17 protein-coding genes are annotated in these 16,219 nt (G+C 31.0%); 5 read left to right on the top strand and 12 right to left on the bottom strand.

Annotated elements, in window-relative coordinates:
• Positions 1-27 precede the first annotated feature (27 nt).
• The gene (locus DSQ20_RS03600; protein WP_179366065.1) at positions 28-519 is read left to right on the top strand and encodes a hypothetical protein; all 492 of its coding nucleotides are present in this window, start codon (positions 28-30) and stop codon (positions 517-519) included.
• Positions 520-530: 11 nt separating this feature from the next.
• Here DSQ20_RS03600 and DSQ20_RS03595 read toward each other — a convergent pair whose 3' ends face one another.
• From DSQ20_RS03595 to DSQ20_RS03570, 6 genes are all read right to left on the bottom strand, one after another.
• Positions 531-1,523 carry a cysteine synthase family protein gene (locus DSQ20_RS03595; RefSeq protein ID WP_179366064.1) on the bottom strand — a complete coding sequence of 331 codons (993 nt, stop codon included), beginning with the start codon at positions 1,521-1,523 and terminating at the stop codon, positions 531-533.
• A gap of 9 nt (positions 1,524-1,532) precedes the next feature.
• A complete protein-coding gene (locus DSQ20_RS03590; RefSeq protein ID WP_179366063.1) occupies positions 1,533-1,769 on the bottom strand; it encodes a sulfurtransferase TusA family protein in 237 nt (78 codons plus the stop codon).
• 70 nt (positions 1,770-1,839) lie between these two features.
• On the bottom strand, positions 1,840-2,754 hold the full coding sequence (locus DSQ20_RS03585) for a PHP domain-containing protein (protein WP_179366062.1): 915 nt from the start codon (positions 2,752-2,754) through the stop codon (positions 1,840-1,842).
• 50 nt (positions 2,755-2,804) lie between these two features.
• Positions 2,805-3,530 carry a coenzyme F420-0:L-glutamate ligase gene (cofE, locus tag DSQ20_RS03580; RefSeq protein WP_179366061.1) on the bottom strand — a complete coding sequence of 242 codons (726 nt, stop codon included), beginning with the start codon at positions 3,528-3,530 and terminating at the stop codon, positions 2,805-2,807.
• Positions 3,531-3,564: 34 nt separating this feature from the next.
• Positions 3,565-4,215 (bottom strand): phosphoserine phosphatase SerB, encoded by a 651-nt coding sequence (gene serB, locus DSQ20_RS03575; RefSeq protein ID WP_179366302.1) that lies wholly within the window; start codon positions 4,213-4,215, stop codon positions 3,565-3,567.
• Positions 4,216-4,329: 114 nt separating this feature from the next.
• Positions 4,330-4,470 (bottom strand): hypothetical protein, encoded by a 141-nt coding sequence (locus tag DSQ20_RS03570; RefSeq protein ID WP_179366060.1) that lies wholly within the window; start codon positions 4,468-4,470, stop codon positions 4,330-4,332.
• Positions 4,471-4,721: 251 nt separating this feature from the next.
• On the opposite strand from DSQ20_RS03570, the gene DSQ20_RS03565 reads away from it, so the two are divergent.
• The 3 genes from DSQ20_RS03565 to egtB all read left to right on the top strand — a co-directional run bounded on the left by DSQ20_RS03565 (position 4,722) and on the right by egtB (position 7,838).
• Entirely contained in the window at positions 4,722-5,009 is a 288-nt protein-coding gene (locus DSQ20_RS03565; protein ID WP_007550168.1) for a hypothetical protein, read from the top strand.
• 72 nt (positions 5,010-5,081) lie between these two features.
• The gene (gene proS, locus DSQ20_RS03560; RefSeq protein WP_007550167.1) at positions 5,082-6,524 is read left to right on the top strand and encodes a proline--tRNA ligase; all 1,443 of its coding nucleotides are present in this window, start codon (positions 5,082-5,084) and stop codon (positions 6,522-6,524) included.
• Positions 6,525-6,527: 3 nt separating this feature from the next.
• On the top strand, positions 6,528-7,838 hold the full coding sequence (gene egtB, locus DSQ20_RS03555) for an ergothioneine biosynthesis protein EgtB (protein ID WP_179366059.1): 1,311 nt from the start codon (positions 6,528-6,530) through the stop codon (positions 7,836-7,838).
• Between the two features lie 2 nt (positions 7,839-7,840).
• On the opposite strand, the gene egtD is transcribed toward egtB, so the two are convergent.
• Positions 7,841-8,866 carry an L-histidine N(alpha)-methyltransferase gene (gene egtD, locus DSQ20_RS03550; RefSeq protein ID WP_179366058.1) on the bottom strand — a complete coding sequence of 342 codons (1,026 nt, stop codon included), beginning with the start codon at positions 8,864-8,866 and terminating at the stop codon, positions 7,841-7,843.
• Between the two features lie 96 nt (positions 8,867-8,962).
• Here egtD and DSQ20_RS03545 point away from each other — a divergent pair, with 96 nt between their 5' ends.
• The gene (locus DSQ20_RS03545) at positions 8,963-9,928 is read left to right on the top strand and encodes an ABC transporter ATP-binding protein (RefSeq protein ID WP_179366057.1); all 966 of its coding nucleotides are present in this window, start codon (positions 8,963-8,965) and stop codon (positions 9,926-9,928) included.
• On the opposite strand, the gene DSQ20_RS03540 is transcribed toward DSQ20_RS03545, so the two are convergent.
• The 5 genes from DSQ20_RS03540 to DSQ20_RS03520 form a co-directional block, all read right to left on the bottom strand.
• On the bottom strand, positions 9,925-13,449 hold the full coding sequence (locus tag DSQ20_RS03540) for a chromosome segregation SMC family protein (RefSeq protein ID WP_179366056.1): 3,525 nt from the start codon (positions 13,447-13,449) through the stop codon (positions 9,925-9,927). The genes DSQ20_RS03545 and DSQ20_RS03540 overlap by 4 nt on opposite strands.
• A 292-nt stretch (positions 13,450-13,741) precedes the next feature.
• A complete protein-coding gene (locus tag DSQ20_RS03535) occupies positions 13,742-14,836 on the bottom strand; it encodes an inositol-3-phosphate synthase (RefSeq protein WP_179366055.1) in 1,095 nt (364 codons plus the stop codon).
• Positions 14,837-14,901: 65 nt separating this feature from the next.
• On the bottom strand, positions 14,902-15,522 hold the full coding sequence (locus DSQ20_RS03530; protein ID WP_255458327.1) for an NAD(P)-dependent oxidoreductase: 621 nt from the start codon (positions 15,520-15,522) through the stop codon (positions 14,902-14,904).
• A gap of 23 nt (positions 15,523-15,545) precedes the next feature.
• Positions 15,546-15,788 carry an NAD(P)-dependent oxidoreductase gene (locus DSQ20_RS03525; protein ID WP_179366053.1) on the bottom strand — a complete coding sequence of 81 codons (243 nt, stop codon included), beginning with the start codon at positions 15,786-15,788 and terminating at the stop codon, positions 15,546-15,548.
• 34 nt (positions 15,789-15,822) lie between these two features.
• The gene (locus DSQ20_RS03520; protein ID WP_048109581.1) at positions 15,823-16,203 is read right to left on the bottom strand and encodes a VOC family protein; all 381 of its coding nucleotides are present in this window, start codon (positions 16,201-16,203) and stop codon (positions 15,823-15,825) included.
• Positions 16,204-16,219 lie beyond the last annotated feature (16 nt).

Raw genomic sequence — 16,219 nt, 5'->3', positions numbered from 1 at the left:
TTTATTGAAGGAAAATATTGAGAACTTATGGCTGAAGATCTTGAAAAATTAAAAAAAACAGCCAAAGAATACAGTAATAATTTAGCAAATCTTGGAAAAGAATTATCAGAAATTCAATTCAATTACAAAGTAATTGAAAATGCCACTGAACAATATTGGCAAAAACGTGTCAATGAATTTAAAAAATATAGTGAAAAGGGAACAGAATATTATACTCAGGCTCACGTATTAATGAATTTAGTAGACAAGGAGCAATCAGGTTTATTTTTACTTAACATTAGCAAATTTCGCCAAATAGGATTAAAATTAATTACAAACATGGAAGAGGTAAAACAGAATCCATCAAGCATTAAATCAAATGATAAGCAACAAAGTAAGTGGAGCAAAGAACTAAGAGAAAAATTAATAGAAACAAGTAACGCATGTCTTCATCATGAAATGGATATGAATAAATTTTTTAGAGAATTTTATGAAAAACATTTGAAAAATATGTTAGAAGAAGATGAAACTAAAAAATAGACAATTGAAAATCAGTATGCCAATTCAGACATATGTTTTGCTCCTTTCAGAGCATCATCAAATTCAGTTTCAGTCATTATGTTTTGTGTAGAATAAACACTTTTGAATTTTCTTCCATCATCTGCAAATATTCCAACTACACATGCATCTCCATCTATAGGATATTTTTTCATACAGGCATAAACAGCGGCAGAAGAAGGACTGATCAATAATTTATCTTTCCTAAGTACATCTTTTACAACTGAAAAAGCTTCGTCATTATCAACAGATACCCAATCGTCAACTATGTTTTCACGTTTTAAAAATAAATCAGGCTTTGCTGACTCTTCAAAATTTCTCCATCCTTGAATAAGATGATTTTGCTGTGGTTGACAACCAATTATTTTGACATTTAGATTTTTTTCTTTAAGGTATGCACCAATTCCGGTGATTGTTCCACCAGTCCCAACCCCAGTAAAGAAATGAGTGACTTTTCCATCTGTTTGTTTCCAAATTTCAGGACCTGTACCAACATAATGACCCATAAAATTGGCCTCATTTGCATATTGATTTGGGGAATAATATGTATCAGGTCTGGATGATGCTATTGAGGTTGCCAGTGCTATACTTTGATCAGTTCCAGCTCCTACTTTAGGACAAAGATCATCGCTAGTTTCAAAAACTTTAGCACCCAACTTACGAATTATATCCTTAGTTTCGTTACTGGCTTTTTCAGGAATTACAATTTCAACTTTGTAACCAAGTAAATTTGCAATACCAGTTAATGCTATCCCAGTGTTTCCAGATGTTGGTTCAATTATGATACTTTTTCCTTTTGTCAGTTTACCTTTCTCTTCGCCGTCTTTAATCATCCAATATGCGGCTCTATCTTTAACAGAACCAAACGGATTATGTCCTTCAAGTTTTGCAAAATAGTTAATTCTTGAATTCGAAAGGGAATCTAATTTTACTAATGGAGTGTTGCCTACACGATTTAAAATATCAGAACTAGTGACGGATGTCATGATTTTAATTTATTTTACCTTTTTAATTTTAAATGTTATAGTATTACCATCTTTTTTCAAGTCTAATAATTCATGACCATTTCTTGTAACCCATCGTGATATGTCTTCTTCGGCTGCAGGGTCATCCGCAGATACAGTTAACACTTGTCCTACTTGCATTCGTTCAATCTCAATTTTGGTCCTAAATACAGGTTCTGGACAAAACAATCCAGTTGCATTTAATTTTTTTTCAGTTGATTCAGACATAATGTTATCTAATCCATTATGCATGTTTTGTCATATTAAAATCATACGAGTTTTAATATCATATTTTTGATTATAATGCCATTTTAAACATAGTTGTAAGATTTCGATCCTTCATAAATCCCGGATCATGATTTTGGAAATTAATTTTTTGAGAAATTCTCTTCATCAAGAATAATGCAATTTTATAAAATAAAGCCCATACATGGCTATTTTGATTCACATCGTATATTTTTAGCAGAAAAGTCAAAAGCCATTTTGCATGAGGATAATGCTCAGAGATATAATCTATCAGGTAATCTTTTGAATTATGAATTTTGTATTTTAGATGATCAAGTGTTTCATTTTGTAATGCATAACCGGTTTGCAAAATTTCAATTTTACCACGTTTCATTGAGTGTAGTATACTATCAAGGTTGTTTTCAGAATCTATCAAATTCACACAGCGGCCTAATGTTGAAAGAACATGAGAGTCGCTACCAGATACCTGTATCATTTTATTATCCATTGCAAATTGGGTGGCCTTAGCATTTGAAAGAATATCAATATTATTACTATTGAAAACCTCAACCATATCACATTTTTTAGCATCGTCACGGAGAGCATCAAGTAAACTAAATGGATGTGGTGCAGATGAAACACCACCTTGGCTTTTTACTTGATCAATAATCTCATCCAAAGTCATTCCAGACTTTATAGCATCATGAATCCCATATGCCAGAACATGAGCTCCAGTATCAGTTGTGATCTCTTCTGCAGGATAAACTTCAATATTTTGAAATTTTGAATGATTTTTTTTATATTGTAATAACTGGTGGTATCCATCCAAAGTATTATGATTGGTAACAAAGATTGCACCTAATCCTAAATGAAAAGAGCGTTCAAGTTGATCTCTTATCGATATATCACAATCATATGGTGCTTCTTTATCCCCCACATGAAAATTTGAGAATGAGTTGTGACAATGTAATTCAGTTTTAATAATCAATTAAATGTAAAATTGGCTTCTTTGATTATAATCCTATTGCAAATATCTACTCATCTAAATAGATCTTCTTTTTCTGGACGAACAAGACATTTTATGGATGATGATTCATTTTTAAAATCATAACCACGTATAATTACAGCGGGGCAATTGGTTGTTTTTTTCATAACTAATTCAGCCGCACTACATAATTCATCAGCAATTGCAATTGCCGTTACACGTAATGTTTTGTTAAAAGAGTCTTTAGTGCCAGCATAATCGAGAATTGGATTCATACCAGAAATTCCAATGGCACAATCAGTTTGCCCCATTCTAAATGGACGACCAAATGTATCAGAGATTATAACAGAAATTGTTTTGTTGGTTTTTTTCAATATTTCATTACGAATAGAGTCTGCAGAAAGATCTGAGTTAAGCGGAAGTAGAGTTGCATATCCATTTGGGACATTACTTTCATCTATACCAGCATTTGCACAAATAAATCCATTATTTGTTTCAACTATGATTATTCCACGATCCATTCGTATAATTTGTTTTGATTCATTTAGAATTAATTGTATGATCTTCGGATCTTTTTCATATTCGGAGCTAATACCTTCAGCTAATAATGAAGGGACTACAGATGAGAGTTCAACTATACGGCCTTCTTGTTTAGAGATTATTTTTTGAGCAATAACTAAAACATCGCCATCATGTATTTCCTGTGAATTTATTATTAGTTCAGATAAATCATCATCAGGTTCAATTTCTTTTTCTATGTGTATAGGAATGATTTGCAATTACATTAGTTGTAAAAACACAGTAAGATATTGTTTATGCAGGAGTTTGAGTTTCAAGTGTTAGATGATAGTGTTTATTTATAATATCAAGGATTTTTGAAAGATCTTTTTCTTCTAATGTGGTAGTTGCCAAATCCTTTACAACATCCTGAGCTCTATATGCAATTCCTAGACCAGATATATCAAATAACTTGACATCGTTTGCACCATCTACAACACATATGATATCTTCTTTCTTTTCATTCCATTCTGCAATTTTTATTTTTGCGGATTTTGATTTATCAGAATCTACATGTAATACAAGTCCATCTAGTTTACCATCTTTGAATACCAATTCATTGGAATAAACATAATCCAAGTCTAATTCTTTTTTTAGTCTGTCAGTCATTATTGTAAATCCACCAGAAACAGCTAATAGTTTCCATCCTGCGGCTTTTAGAACTCTACACGCCTCTTTTGCACCAGTCATTATTGGTAATGCATCTGCAATTTCTTTACATGTCTCATAATCTAGTCCCTTTAATGCTTCAACTCTTGTTCTAAGACCGTCTTCCCAATTTATCACACCTTGTATACCTTTTTTTGTGATTTCCCAAATTTCATCTTCTTTATGGAGTTTTTCTGCAAGAATTGGAAGATATTCTGCATCATATAGAACTCCTTCAACATCAAAAATTGCCAGCAATTGTTTTCTAATTTGCAAAAAAATTACTAATTATATTAAAGTTGAGTGTAAATTTACACTCAATATGCCGAGTATACATTAAATGATCGCATTAACCAAAATAATTCTAAAGTTTCAGAACTTACGTAGGTCTAATGCAAGTTTTAGTCGTTTTTCTTCAATTGTTTTATTTTTAGATTCCAAAGATTTTGAAGTCACCAATGTTTTTGAGGCAGGTTTTTCTTTATCATTAGAAATCTGACGTTTATCTTTCATATTAGATAATAACGTTCTGTAAACATAAGGAACCGTATGTGTATTGAATTACATACAATATTTACGCAAACCAGAAATTCTAGGATATTTCATATTAAATATATTAAAAAATCACAATAATACTTGTTTTTATAAAAATTCGATATTTGTTAGAAGGTATTTAATATCAAAATGGTTCAAGATATTAAAGTATAATTTTTTCTAGTATCAAAAACGCTAGTAATAAATCAAGGTTGATGATAGGTTATCTCATGGAAGAGTTAGAACATAAATACGAAGTAACAATCGACATGACAGAAGATAAACAAAAACTTCCAGAAGATGTCAAAAATGAGCTTAAAGAATCAGGCATGATGGATGACAAAGGAAAATTAAAATTAAAAGGAGTCAGTCCAAAAATGCTTAAAAAAATGAAGCAAGAATTTGTAAAATGTCCGGTATTAAAAGAAGATATTCAATTTATCCAGTGTTTTGTTTGCCCCAATTTTCAAAGCAGAGTAATGGGCAAAGTCCTCTGTAAAGGCGACCCTTTAAAATAAAAGAAATTCAAACAAAACAGGTACAATCATCACGAAAGGCTCATTAGTAAAATTATTTCTTTGAATTCTAGTTTGAGTAAAGAAGATATTGGAATTACAGTTTCAAAAGAGGCAGATTTCAGTGAGTGGTATACACAAGTCGTACTAAAAGCTAAGTTAGCAGATTATGCACCAGTTAAAGGACTAATAGTATTAAGACCTGATGGATACTCTATTTGGGAATCATTAAGAAATACATTTGATGAAAAATTCTTTAAAAAAGGAATTAGAAATGGTTTTCTTCCAATCTTAATTCCAGAATCACTTTTAGGAAAAGAACAAAAACATTTTGCAGGTTTTAATCCAGAAGTGTTTTGGGTTACACATTCAGGAGAAAATGAAATAGGGGATAGATTAGCACTTAGACCAACTTCAGAAACTTTAGCATATACAATGTATTCAAAATGGATTCAAAGTTGGAGAGATTTACCTCTTAAAATTAATTTTTGGAATACAGCATTAAGAGCAGAGATAAAAGCTACAAAACCATTTCTTAGGACTTCAGAATTTTTATGGCAAGAAGGCCATACCGTACATGCAATTAAGGAGGAAGCTGAAAAAGAAGTTATTGAGATTCTTGAAATTTACAAAAATACGGTTCAAGATGAATTAGCAATTCCTGTAGTTACAGGCAAGAAAAGTGAAAAAGAAAAATTCGTAGGAGCGGTATACACTACCACTATGGAATCAATAATGCCAGATGGAAAAGCACTTCAGATGGGAACATCACATTTTCTAGGACAGAACTTTTCAATACCATTTGAAGTAAAATTTTCAGATAAAGATAATGTTGAACAATTTGCATGGCAAACATCATGGGGAGTATCATGGAGACTGATAGGAGCAATGATCATGGTGCATGGTGACGACAAAGGTCTCGTGCTTCCACCAAAAGTAGCGCCAATTCAGGTTGTAATTGTTCCAATTTACAAATCTGATGATGCAAAAAATGTTATATTTCCAAAATTAAATGAAATTCGTCAACAACTAGAATCTAAAAAAATTCGGGTTCATGTAGATGATAGAAACGAACTAACACCAGGTTACAAATTCAACGATTGGGAGCTAAAAGGAATCCCATTAAGAATAGAAATTGGTCCAAAAGACATTGAAAAACAACAAATTGTTTTAGCAAAAAGATACAATCGAGAAAAAATAAGCATAGGATTCAATGAAATTGAAAAAATATCCACAATATTAGACGAAATACAAAAAGACATGTTAGAAATTGCAAAAGTGAAAGCTAAACAAAATACAATAAATATTTCAGAATATTCAGAATTCAAATCAAAAATAGGAAAAGGAGGATTTTTCAATGCATATTGGTGCGGTAAAACTGAATGTGAAGAAAAAATTAAAGAGGAAACTGGGGCAGACATAAGAGTAATTCCATTTGGTAGTGAAAACACTAATGGAAAATGCATTTACTGTAATGAACAAAGCAAAGAAACCCCAATTTTTGCAAGAGGCTATTAAAAAATGAAAACTGCCACAAATGTGGAAGAAAATAAATCACTTTTAGAGCAATTCAAAGAAACAAGAAACAGAACTTTAGAATTAGTAAAAACTCTTGAAAAAGATGATTTCATAGTACAAACTGCATTTTTTACCAGTCCTGTAAAATGGCATGTCGGTCATGTGAGTTGGATCTACGAAGCAATTATGAGTAAAATAAACAACAAATATGAATTCTACTCTAAAGAATTTTCAGAATATCTAAACTCTTACTATCAACAGTTTGGAGTTCCTCATGACAAGGGTAAAAGAGGAATTATATCAAGACCAACAATAGAACAAATTTTTCAATATTTTAATACAATTAGTCAAAGAGTAAATCATCTTATCGAATCAGATTCGTTAAACGACAACGCAATAAAATTAATTATAACAGGATTACATCATGAGTGTCAACATCAAGAATTACTAGTGTATGATTTACAACATTTATTGGCAGAACAATACAGACCAATCAAAAAAAATGAAATGCCAAAATCAAAAAGTATTGAACAAAAATCGGTTCAAATCAAAGGAGGCATATACACCATGGGGTATAATGGTAATGAATATTGTTATGATATTGAACTGCCAGAACACAAAGTGTATCTAGAAAATTATTCAATTGATGTGTTTCCAATTACCAATGAACAATATCTAAAATTTATTGAGGATGGTGGATATGATACATACAAACATTGGCTATCGGATGGATGGGAAAAAGTAAAAGAAAATGATTGGAAATCACCGATGTATTGGGAAAAAATTGATGGTCAATGGAAAGTTAGAGATTTTCTAGGAACCCGAAAATTAAATCCAAAAGAGCCAGTATGCCATGTTAGCTATTATGAAGCAGATGCATATTGTAAATGGGCAGGAAAAAGACTGCCAACAGAAGCAGAATGGGAAAAAGCTGCTTGTTGGAATGAAGAAAAACAACAAAAAACAATATTTCCTTGGGGAAATGAGTCTCCAACAGAACAAAATGCCAATTTATTAGAATCATATCATTGGGGATGTACAGAAATTGGATCATATCCTAATGGGGTAAGTTCATCAGGGTGTCATCAAATGATTGGCGATGTCTGGGAATGGACAGCATCAGAGTTTACAGGTTATCCGGGATTCAGATCTGGATTTGATGAATATAATGACAAGTGGTTTACAAATCAAAAAGTATTACGAGGCGGTTCATTTGGAACGCCAAAGATGTCTATTCGTGGAAGTTATCGAAATTTTTTCAGATTGGATGAAAGATGGCTATTTTCTGGATTCAGATGTGTTGAAAATAATTAGAACTAAGATCTTTTAGATACCAAAGTCAATGCAAAGTAATTATTTTCGTCTAACCAAATATGCTTAATGTCAAACCCAGTTTGGGTCATTAATTCTTTAATTTGGGATAATTTGTATTTGTGTGAATGCTCAGTATGAATTAATTCATTTTTCTTTAATGTTATTGAAAGATTGGCTTTTTGGATAACAACAAATTGTTCCACTAAAGATTTCAGATACATTTCAATTCTTTGTTTATTTTCATTATATCTTGCATAATGGCTAAAATTATTTAGATTAAAATCGGCATCTAATTCATCATTGATTCTAGATAAGACATTAAGATTAAACTGTGCAGTTATTCCTTTAGAATCATCATATGCATTTTCCAAAGTTTCTTTATTTTTTACTAAATCCAAACCAATTAAAAATAAATCATCCAATTTCATAGTAGAGTTGATTTTTTTAAGAAATTTTTTCCCATCTTCAGGAACAAAATTTCCAAAACTAGAACCTAAGAAAATAATTAGATTTTTTTTATTATCATAATTTTTTATAAATTCAAGACCACCCTCATAGGTATCAATTATTCCAGTGATATGCAAATTTTCATAATCTTTTTGAAGTAAAGAAGAACTTTCAGTCAAAATTTCAGAAATATCGATTGGAAAATATTCAATTTTTTCTTGAAATTTATTTAAAACATCTAAAATCAGCCTTGTTTTAACCGAAGAACCACTACCAAGTTCGACTAATCTAAAGGAATGATCAACATATTTAGCAAAATTTTCTTTTAGATTTTGGAGTATGTTAATTTCGGTTCTAGTAGGATAGTATTCAGATAAATCACATATTTTTTCAAATAATTCAGAACCTTTTTTATCATAAAAAAATTTAGGGCTGATGAATTTAGAAGTTTGAGTTAAGCTAAAAGAAACTTCGTCTGCAAAACTCTTTTCAATTTTAGCAGAATTAGGTTTAAAATATTGTAATTTAGAATCAACTACATATTTTTTATAATTTAGACTGTTTTGAATTGTTTTACTCAAGTAATAAAACAGACTTTTTTTAACATAAATGCCTTATGATAAATCAACAGGCATGAATGATATTTCTTGATATACCTCTTTATCCAATTCTATACGTTGGATGAAATTCTAAGAATAGAAAATTTGAAGAAGATATTTATTAAAAAAAACATATTTAGAAAAAAAACAGTTACAATAAAAGCAGTTGATAACATATCATTTAGTCTAAAAAAAGGAGAAGTTTTTGTATTGGCTGGTGAATCAGGATCGGGTAAATCCACAATTGCAAAATTAATTCTCAAATCCATTCAAGCGGACTCTGGAAAAATAATTTTTGAAAATGAAGAAATCAGTGATGATAAAAAAAGTTTAGAGAAAATTAGAATGAATTGTCAAATGATCCATCAAGATCCGTATGATTCAATCAATCCACGAATGAATATTGCAGATATTGTTTCAGAACCCTTGGAAATACATAAAATTGGAAATAAAGACGACCGTAAAAAAAGAGTGAACGAAGTATTACATGAAGTAAAACTAGAACCTGTTGATGATATTCTGAAAAAATACCCACATATGCTATCAGGAGGTCAGAGGCAAAGAGTAGTACTTGCAAGAGCCTTAGCGTTAAGACCAAAAATAATCATCGCAGATGAGCCGGTTTCAATGTTAGATGTATCAATTAGAGCTGAAATGCTTGAATTAATGCACGAATTACAAATGAGATATCAAATTTCATTTGTTTACATTACACATGATTTAGCTACTGCTAGACATTTTGGCCAAAGAATAGGAATTCTGTATCTTGGGAAAATTGTAGAGATAGGGGCAATTGATGAAATATTATTAAAACCAAAGCATCCATACACACAAGCATTAATTGATGCAATTTCTGAACCAAATCCAGAAAATCTCAATAAAGAAAAAAAAATTAGAATCAATGATCCTCTCGACATTGATGTTTATTCAGGGTGTAGATTTAGAGCAAGATGCCCGTATGCCATCGAAAAATGTAAAACTGAACCAATTTTGGAAAATATAGAAAAAGATCACTTTGTTGCTTGTTATGTTAGTCTAGATTAGGATGTTTTAACTGAAGGCATACGTTTGTCTTTGTATGTAACAACATAGGATACGCCATTTTTTGGATAAACACCATAGATTAGTTTGGCTTTTTGTACAACAGAGTCTTTGAGAGAGACCATAATGAATTGGCTCTCTTGTGAACGTTCTTCTAAAATTTTAGCGAGTCGTTCTGAATTTGGTGCATCAAGATGTGCATCCACCTCATCAAATAGATAAAATGGAGATGGCTTTAATTTTTGAAGTGCCAAGACAAAGACAATTGCTGCAAGAGTTTTTTCACCACCGCTAATTGATGTTGATTCTCTTTTTGGTTTATTTGGAAATTGAATCATATAAGATATGCCAGAATTGAAAAGATCATCCTCATTTTGTAATTCAAGCCAAGCGTTACCACCAGTCATTTTACTAAAGATAAGACGTATTTCTTTGTCAACTTTGTCAAATGCATCTAAGAAGGTTTGGCGTTTATCTTTTTCAATATCTTCAATGAATTTAACAATAGAATTTCGTTCTTCCTCCAATGAATTTTTACGCACCGACATAGAACGATAACCATAAGATACTTCAAGATAAGTTTCAGGAGCTTTTGCATTAAGAGCATTAAGAGAATTAAACTCAGCAGTTAAGCCATGAACGATAGATTCAACATCAAAGGTCTCCATATTTTTATCAAATCCAAATGATGACAAAAGGGCATTTAGTTTTGTTTCGTTTTCATTTAAATCATGTAAATCACGAGTAAGAGAATCAGATTGTCTTTCAAGTGAGTTGATTTCTTTAGTAAGTTCTTTGTCTTTTTCTGAAAGAATTTTTATTTTATCATCATATTCTTTAAGCTGACCAATGGAAGAACCAGAAGTAGAAATTAGTTCTTGTTCTTTTTCTCTAAGTGTTACAAGTATGCTTGTTTTAGATTCTTTTCTTATCTCTAATTCTTTAATTTTATTTTCTAATTCTTCATGTTGTGAATTTAATGAAGATATTTCATCATTAAGACTTTTTATTTGAGATTGTTTTCTATTTTCTTCATTTTGTAATGTCGTCAATTGTGAATCTTTATCACGATATTCATTCATTATTGTAGTGTAAAGTTTTTCAAGATTAGATTTTTTTTCATTAATTTTGGATAATTCGTTTGCAATACGTGTTTGCTCTCCACTCGCATAATTTTCTTCAACAATTGTAATTCTTGAGTTAAGTGACTCTATATGAGATTCATTAGAAGATACATCTACAAGCAAAGTAGCATGTCTTTTATTTAATTCGGAAATTCTTTCAGTTAATTGCTGCTTCATATTAATTGCAGATGAAATTCTTGATTTCAAATGGGAATAATTCTCATCAGTAGATGCAAGACCTTGTTCTGAAAGAGATAATCTTTTGGCATAGCTCTGAATAGAGTCTTCAAGTTTCTTCAAGGAGTGTTTTTTCTTTAAAACATATTTTTTAAGAAGGCTAATAGATTCTAGCAAGCCATCAATATCAGTACTCATCGAGATGATTTTTGTTAATTTAGAAATTTTAGAGTTAATATCAATAATGACTGCTCCACCTTTAGCCTCAAAATACTCACCAGTCATAGTCACTGCCTTATGACCAAGTTTAGAGATCCTATACGCAGAATCCCTAGAATCAACTAGAACAACATTTCCAAAAAGAAATGTTTTGAGAGATGAATGAGATTGATCACATTTCACATAGTCAGAGAGCACGCCAATTACGCCAGGATCTTTTGGTAAATCTAATTTGAATTTTGGAATTGCATCAAGCGGTATTATTTTTAATTTTGGTAGATTTTTTGAACGTGCTACTTCTGCAATTCCGAGTAGAGTTGCAAAGTCAGGTACAACAATTGCCTTAATCCAATCAGAACTTACAGCTAGTACGGCACGCTCATATTGTTTATCCCAAGAAATCATTTCATAAACTAAACCTTGAATGCCAAGCTTATCTGCATCTTCTTTCAGTTTAGCAACAGTGTAATCTTCATGCATTATTCCTTTTACAGTTTTAATTTTTGATTCATACTGAGCAGCAGCCTTACTAGATTTTTCTAAAATTAAATCAAGTTCTTCAATATCATTTACAGTTTTTGATTTTTTGGAATTTAATCTTGCTATTCTTGATTGTAATTCAGAGATAGATGCATTGTGATTAGCAATGATAGTTTCTAATCTTAATTTTAAGGTAGAAAGTTTTACAACATCTTGTTCCAATTCAGATAATCGTATAGAGTTGGATTTAATTTTAATTTGAGATTCATCTTTTTCGTTTTCGGCTTTTGATAGTTTAAGTTTGGCATCATTAAGTTGATCAGAAAGTAATTTTATTTTATTATCGATTTCAGATTTTTTAGATGCAACAATAGATTGTTCTGTTAATATTTTATTTCTTTCAGAATCAATAACTTCTAAGTCATCATTGATTTTATTCTTTTTTACATTAGTTTCATTTATTGATTCTTGACAATGTAAAATCTTTGATTTAATTTCTTGTCCAGTTTGATTAATTACTTCAATTTCATTTTGAATTTCAGGAATTCTTATTTCAATTTGTTGTAGTCGTTTGTTGGATGCAACGATTGCACTGTTATCGATTTCGTATTGTTCCATTGCAGCACTTAGTTCAGAATCAATAGCAGCCTTAGCTTGACTGTAATCATTTGCAGCAGTCATTAATTTTGATTTTTCAGCATCTAAAGCATTGATTTCAGTTCTAATCTGAATTCGCTCATCGTCAAATGTCTTAATTTCAGTATTAATTTTGTTAAATGTGTCTTCTTTTGAGGTTTTTTGACTTATTATTAGACGTAGTTTATTTGAGGCGGCAATAGATTTGTAACGATTTAATTCTCTTTCAAGAATATCATGACGTAGTTTTTGATTTCTTTCTTCTTCAAGCTCATCAATTCTTTTTTTAATTTCACCCATCTTTGCCAGTGCAATTTCTAATCGTCTATCAGCATCATCGAGTTGTTTTATGGCTTCAGTTTTTTTCTCATCAAAGTAAGATAGACCGATTAAATCTTCAATTGTTTTTCGTTTTTCTTCAGATGTGAATTCAGAAATCCTAGTAACAGTTCCTTGTTGCACTGCATTAAGCTGACCCAATCCAGCATTTGCCACATCCAATAGATCTAATATCTGACTTCGATTGGTTGGTTTTTTATTTAGATAATAATTATTTTCACCCTTATCATCCATCTCTCTAGTAATTTCTACTGAATCAGAATCTACAGGAATTTTTCTGTCGGAATTATCAAAATGAACACTAGATCGGGCCATCTTTGGTCCATGTCTATTACCTTCAATATCATGAATAAGAGATCGAAGTTTGTCTACTCTCATCATTTTTGGTTTGTTTTCACCAAGTGCAAAAATGATCGCATCAAGAATGTTACTTTTTCCAGAACCGTTTGGGCCAGAGATCGAAACTAATCCAGGTTCAAACATAACTGTAGTATTTTTAAAGCCAAACGATTTGAAACCAAAGATCTCTACTTTTTTAATATGAACCAATGAAATTATTTTCTCAGTTGGTTGGATAATCGATGGTTAACAAGTTTAGTTGACATAATTGATTAATTTTTCTTGGTTTACTATCATTTTTTTCGTAACGGTGGTTATTATGAAATTATAATATGATCTAGCATAGATTTTCAATGATTAGAAATACTAAAAATCGAGCCTAAATTGGATATAAAAATAGAATTAGATTATATTTTTACGCATGGTATTGATCTAAAATAAGATATCAAAGGTATTCTTTTAAAAAATAATAAAAATAAATTCAGAATCTAATAATTTTGAGTTATTTTCCTTCAACAAACTTTTCACAGTCTTTTTTTGCTTGAACATCTGACATTTGCTCAAGAGGATGTTTCATTAAATATGCGCTTGCAGGAATAATTGGACCTCCTACTCCTCTATCTAGTGCAATTTTTGCTAATCTAATAGCATCAATTACAATACCTGCAGAATTTGCCTTATCATCTACTTCTAAACGAACTTCCATGTTGTACGGAATGTTAGCCCATTGTCTACCTTCAATTCGCATAAACATTAGTTTAGTATTGCCTAAAAATGGAATAAAATCAGATGGACCAACATAAATTTGATCATCGGCTAATCTTTCCTTGAGTTGACTTTGAACACTTTCTGTTTTAGATATTCTCTTTGAGGCTAAACGATCTTGTTCTTTCATGTTTAGGAAATCAGTGTTTCCACCTACGTTAATTTGGTAAGTTTTTTCAATTTTAGTTCCACGATCACTGCAGAGTTTTGCAAGCGTTCTGTGAACAATTGTGGCTCCGACTTGACCCTTAATATCATCACCAATTACTGGGATATTTTTTTCTTTGAATTTTTTTGCCCATTTTTCATCAGACGCGATAAAAGAAGGAATACAATTTACAAAAGCAGTGTTTGTGTCAAGACAAATTTGAGCCCAAAATTCTGTTACTTTATCAGAGCCTACAGGCAAGTAAGACACAATAATTTCAACATTATTTTCTTTGATAATTTTTTTTACTTCTTCAGTGATTTGCTCATGAGTTTTTTTAGATTCAAGAGGTTTAATTCGGTTTTCAACCCAAATTCCTACTCCATCTAACAACGGACTTTCATAGACTTTGGCATTTGTTTTTGGCATTTTTTCTTTTGGAATCCAATCAACCATGTTTGGATATGCATAAATTGCTTCATTTAGAGGAGTTCCAACTTTATTATCACCCACATCAAAACCACATACAAAATCAATATCATGAATTCCATACCCGGCTAGTTTATCATGAATTATACCTGTTACTTCTTGAGAAGGATTTTGCCTATAGTATTCAATTCCCTGGATTAAACCTGCAAAACAATTGCCTATACCTACTAAACCTACTCGGATTCTATTTCCCATTCAAAAATCAAAGACAGGATGCAGGTTTTAAGTTTTCTAATTCATAAAAAAATATACATGTAGAGTCATAATTTAGGAAGTAGGTTACTTAGACCTTCTTTGTAAGTTGGGAACTTGAAATCATAAATTTGTGAGATTTTATGATTTGATGCACTGGCTGAACGGGTTAACAGTTTAATTGCATCAGAACCTAATACCAATTTTGCCAAAGCCGTTGGAACCATTTTTGGTTTTTTGACTCCAAGATTGTCAGAGATATAATTTAAAAATTCTACAAACGGTGCAGGCTTAGAATCAGTCAAAATATAGGAATCAGTTTCTGACTTTTGAATAACTGCAATTAATGCACCGACAACATCTTCAACATGAATGAAATTTTTGATATATTTACCATTTCCAGGGATTCGGAATGTACATTTTTGCATTCTATCAAGTATCATTGATTTGAAAAATCCACCATTACCATATACAACATCTCCTAGATATGCCACAGAAAAATTTATTCCTGATTTTTTACAGTTTTCTTCTAGGAACTCTTGTGCCTTGATTCGTGTTTTAATGAATTCAGTATCAGATTTTTTAGGAGTTGTTTCTATAATTTTGTCGTATTTTGGATCAAATACAGCTAGACCTGAAATATACACATACAATTTAGCGCCAGACACAGCAGAAAAAAGATTTTTCACACCATCGTAATTTACAGATTGAATTATTTTTTTATTTTTTCGAGAGGTGTCACAGATGCCAAATGACACACAACATCAAATTTTTGTTCAAAACGTAAATTAGGATTGGTTAGATCATCCAGAATTATTTTGAAAGGCATATTTTCTTGCTTTCTTCTAGTAAGAATTGTTATATCTGCACCAGAATCATGTAGCTTTTTTGCAAGTCTGGAACCAATAAATCCTGTTCCACCAGTAACTAGGATACAAGTATCGTGTAGATTCATTGTGTTTGTCTCATTATTTTTGAAATGGTATTCATCATAATCCACCTCCAAAAACTTCACTTAGCTCAATATCATATCCATTTGGATCACTTATGTATACGGAACGTGACTTTTCAAATTGAACAGGACCATCATAATGAATTGTAACACCTAGGGATTTACATGTCATTATTATTTCATCAAAATTTTCAACATGAAAACCAAAATGAGCAATTGCACCTTCAGATTTCATCTCAGGATTCTCATACAGACAGAGTTTGATATTGGCATTACCAATAATTTTTGATTTCTCTTCAGGTTGTTCTTTTTTAATTTCAAATCCAAAAAGATTTTTGTAAAATGCAACACTTTGTTCTAAATCTTTTACTTCCATATTGATATGATCAATAAAACTAGCTTTCAATGGTTTAGACATAGGAAATACTAATTGA

It is taken from the genome of Nitrosarchaeum sp. AC2 (assembly GCF_013407385.1).
GTDB lineage: Archaea > Thermoproteota > Nitrososphaeria > Nitrososphaerales > Nitrosopumilaceae > Nitrosarchaeum > Nitrosarchaeum koreense.
This window is presented reverse-complemented; position numbering and strand designations above follow the sequence as displayed.

Coding starts and splice junctions, on each gene's coding strand:
- DSQ20_RS03600 (WP_179366065.1), top strand. CDS start 28: ATGGCTGAAGATCTTGAAAAATTAAAAAAAACAGCCAAAGAATACAGT.
- DSQ20_RS03595 (WP_179366064.1), bottom strand. CDS start 1,523: ATGACATCCGTCACTAGTTCTGATATTTTAAATCGTGTAGGCAACACT.
- DSQ20_RS03590 (WP_179366063.1), bottom strand. CDS start 1,769: ATGTCTGAATCAACTGAAAAAAAATTAAATGCAACTGGATTGTTTTGT.
- DSQ20_RS03570 (WP_179366060.1), bottom strand. CDS start 4,470: ATGAAAGATAAACGTCAGATTTCTAATGATAAAGAAAAACCTGCCTCA.
- DSQ20_RS03565 (WP_007550168.1), top strand. CDS start 4,722: ATGGAAGAGTTAGAACATAAATACGAAGTAACAATCGACATGACAGAA.
- egtB (WP_179366059.1), top strand. CDS start 6,528: ATGAAAACTGCCACAAATGTGGAAGAAAATAAATCACTTTTAGAGCAA.
- DSQ20_RS03535 (WP_179366055.1), bottom strand. CDS start 14,836: ATGGGAAATAGAATCCGAGTAGGTTTAGTAGGTATAGGCAATTGTTTT.
- DSQ20_RS03525 (WP_179366053.1), bottom strand. CDS start 15,788: ATGAATCTACACGATACTTGTATCCTAGTTACTGGTGGAACAGGATTT.
- DSQ20_RS03520 (WP_048109581.1), bottom strand. CDS start 16,203: ATGTCTAAACCATTGAAAGCTAGTTTTATTGATCATATCAATATGGAA.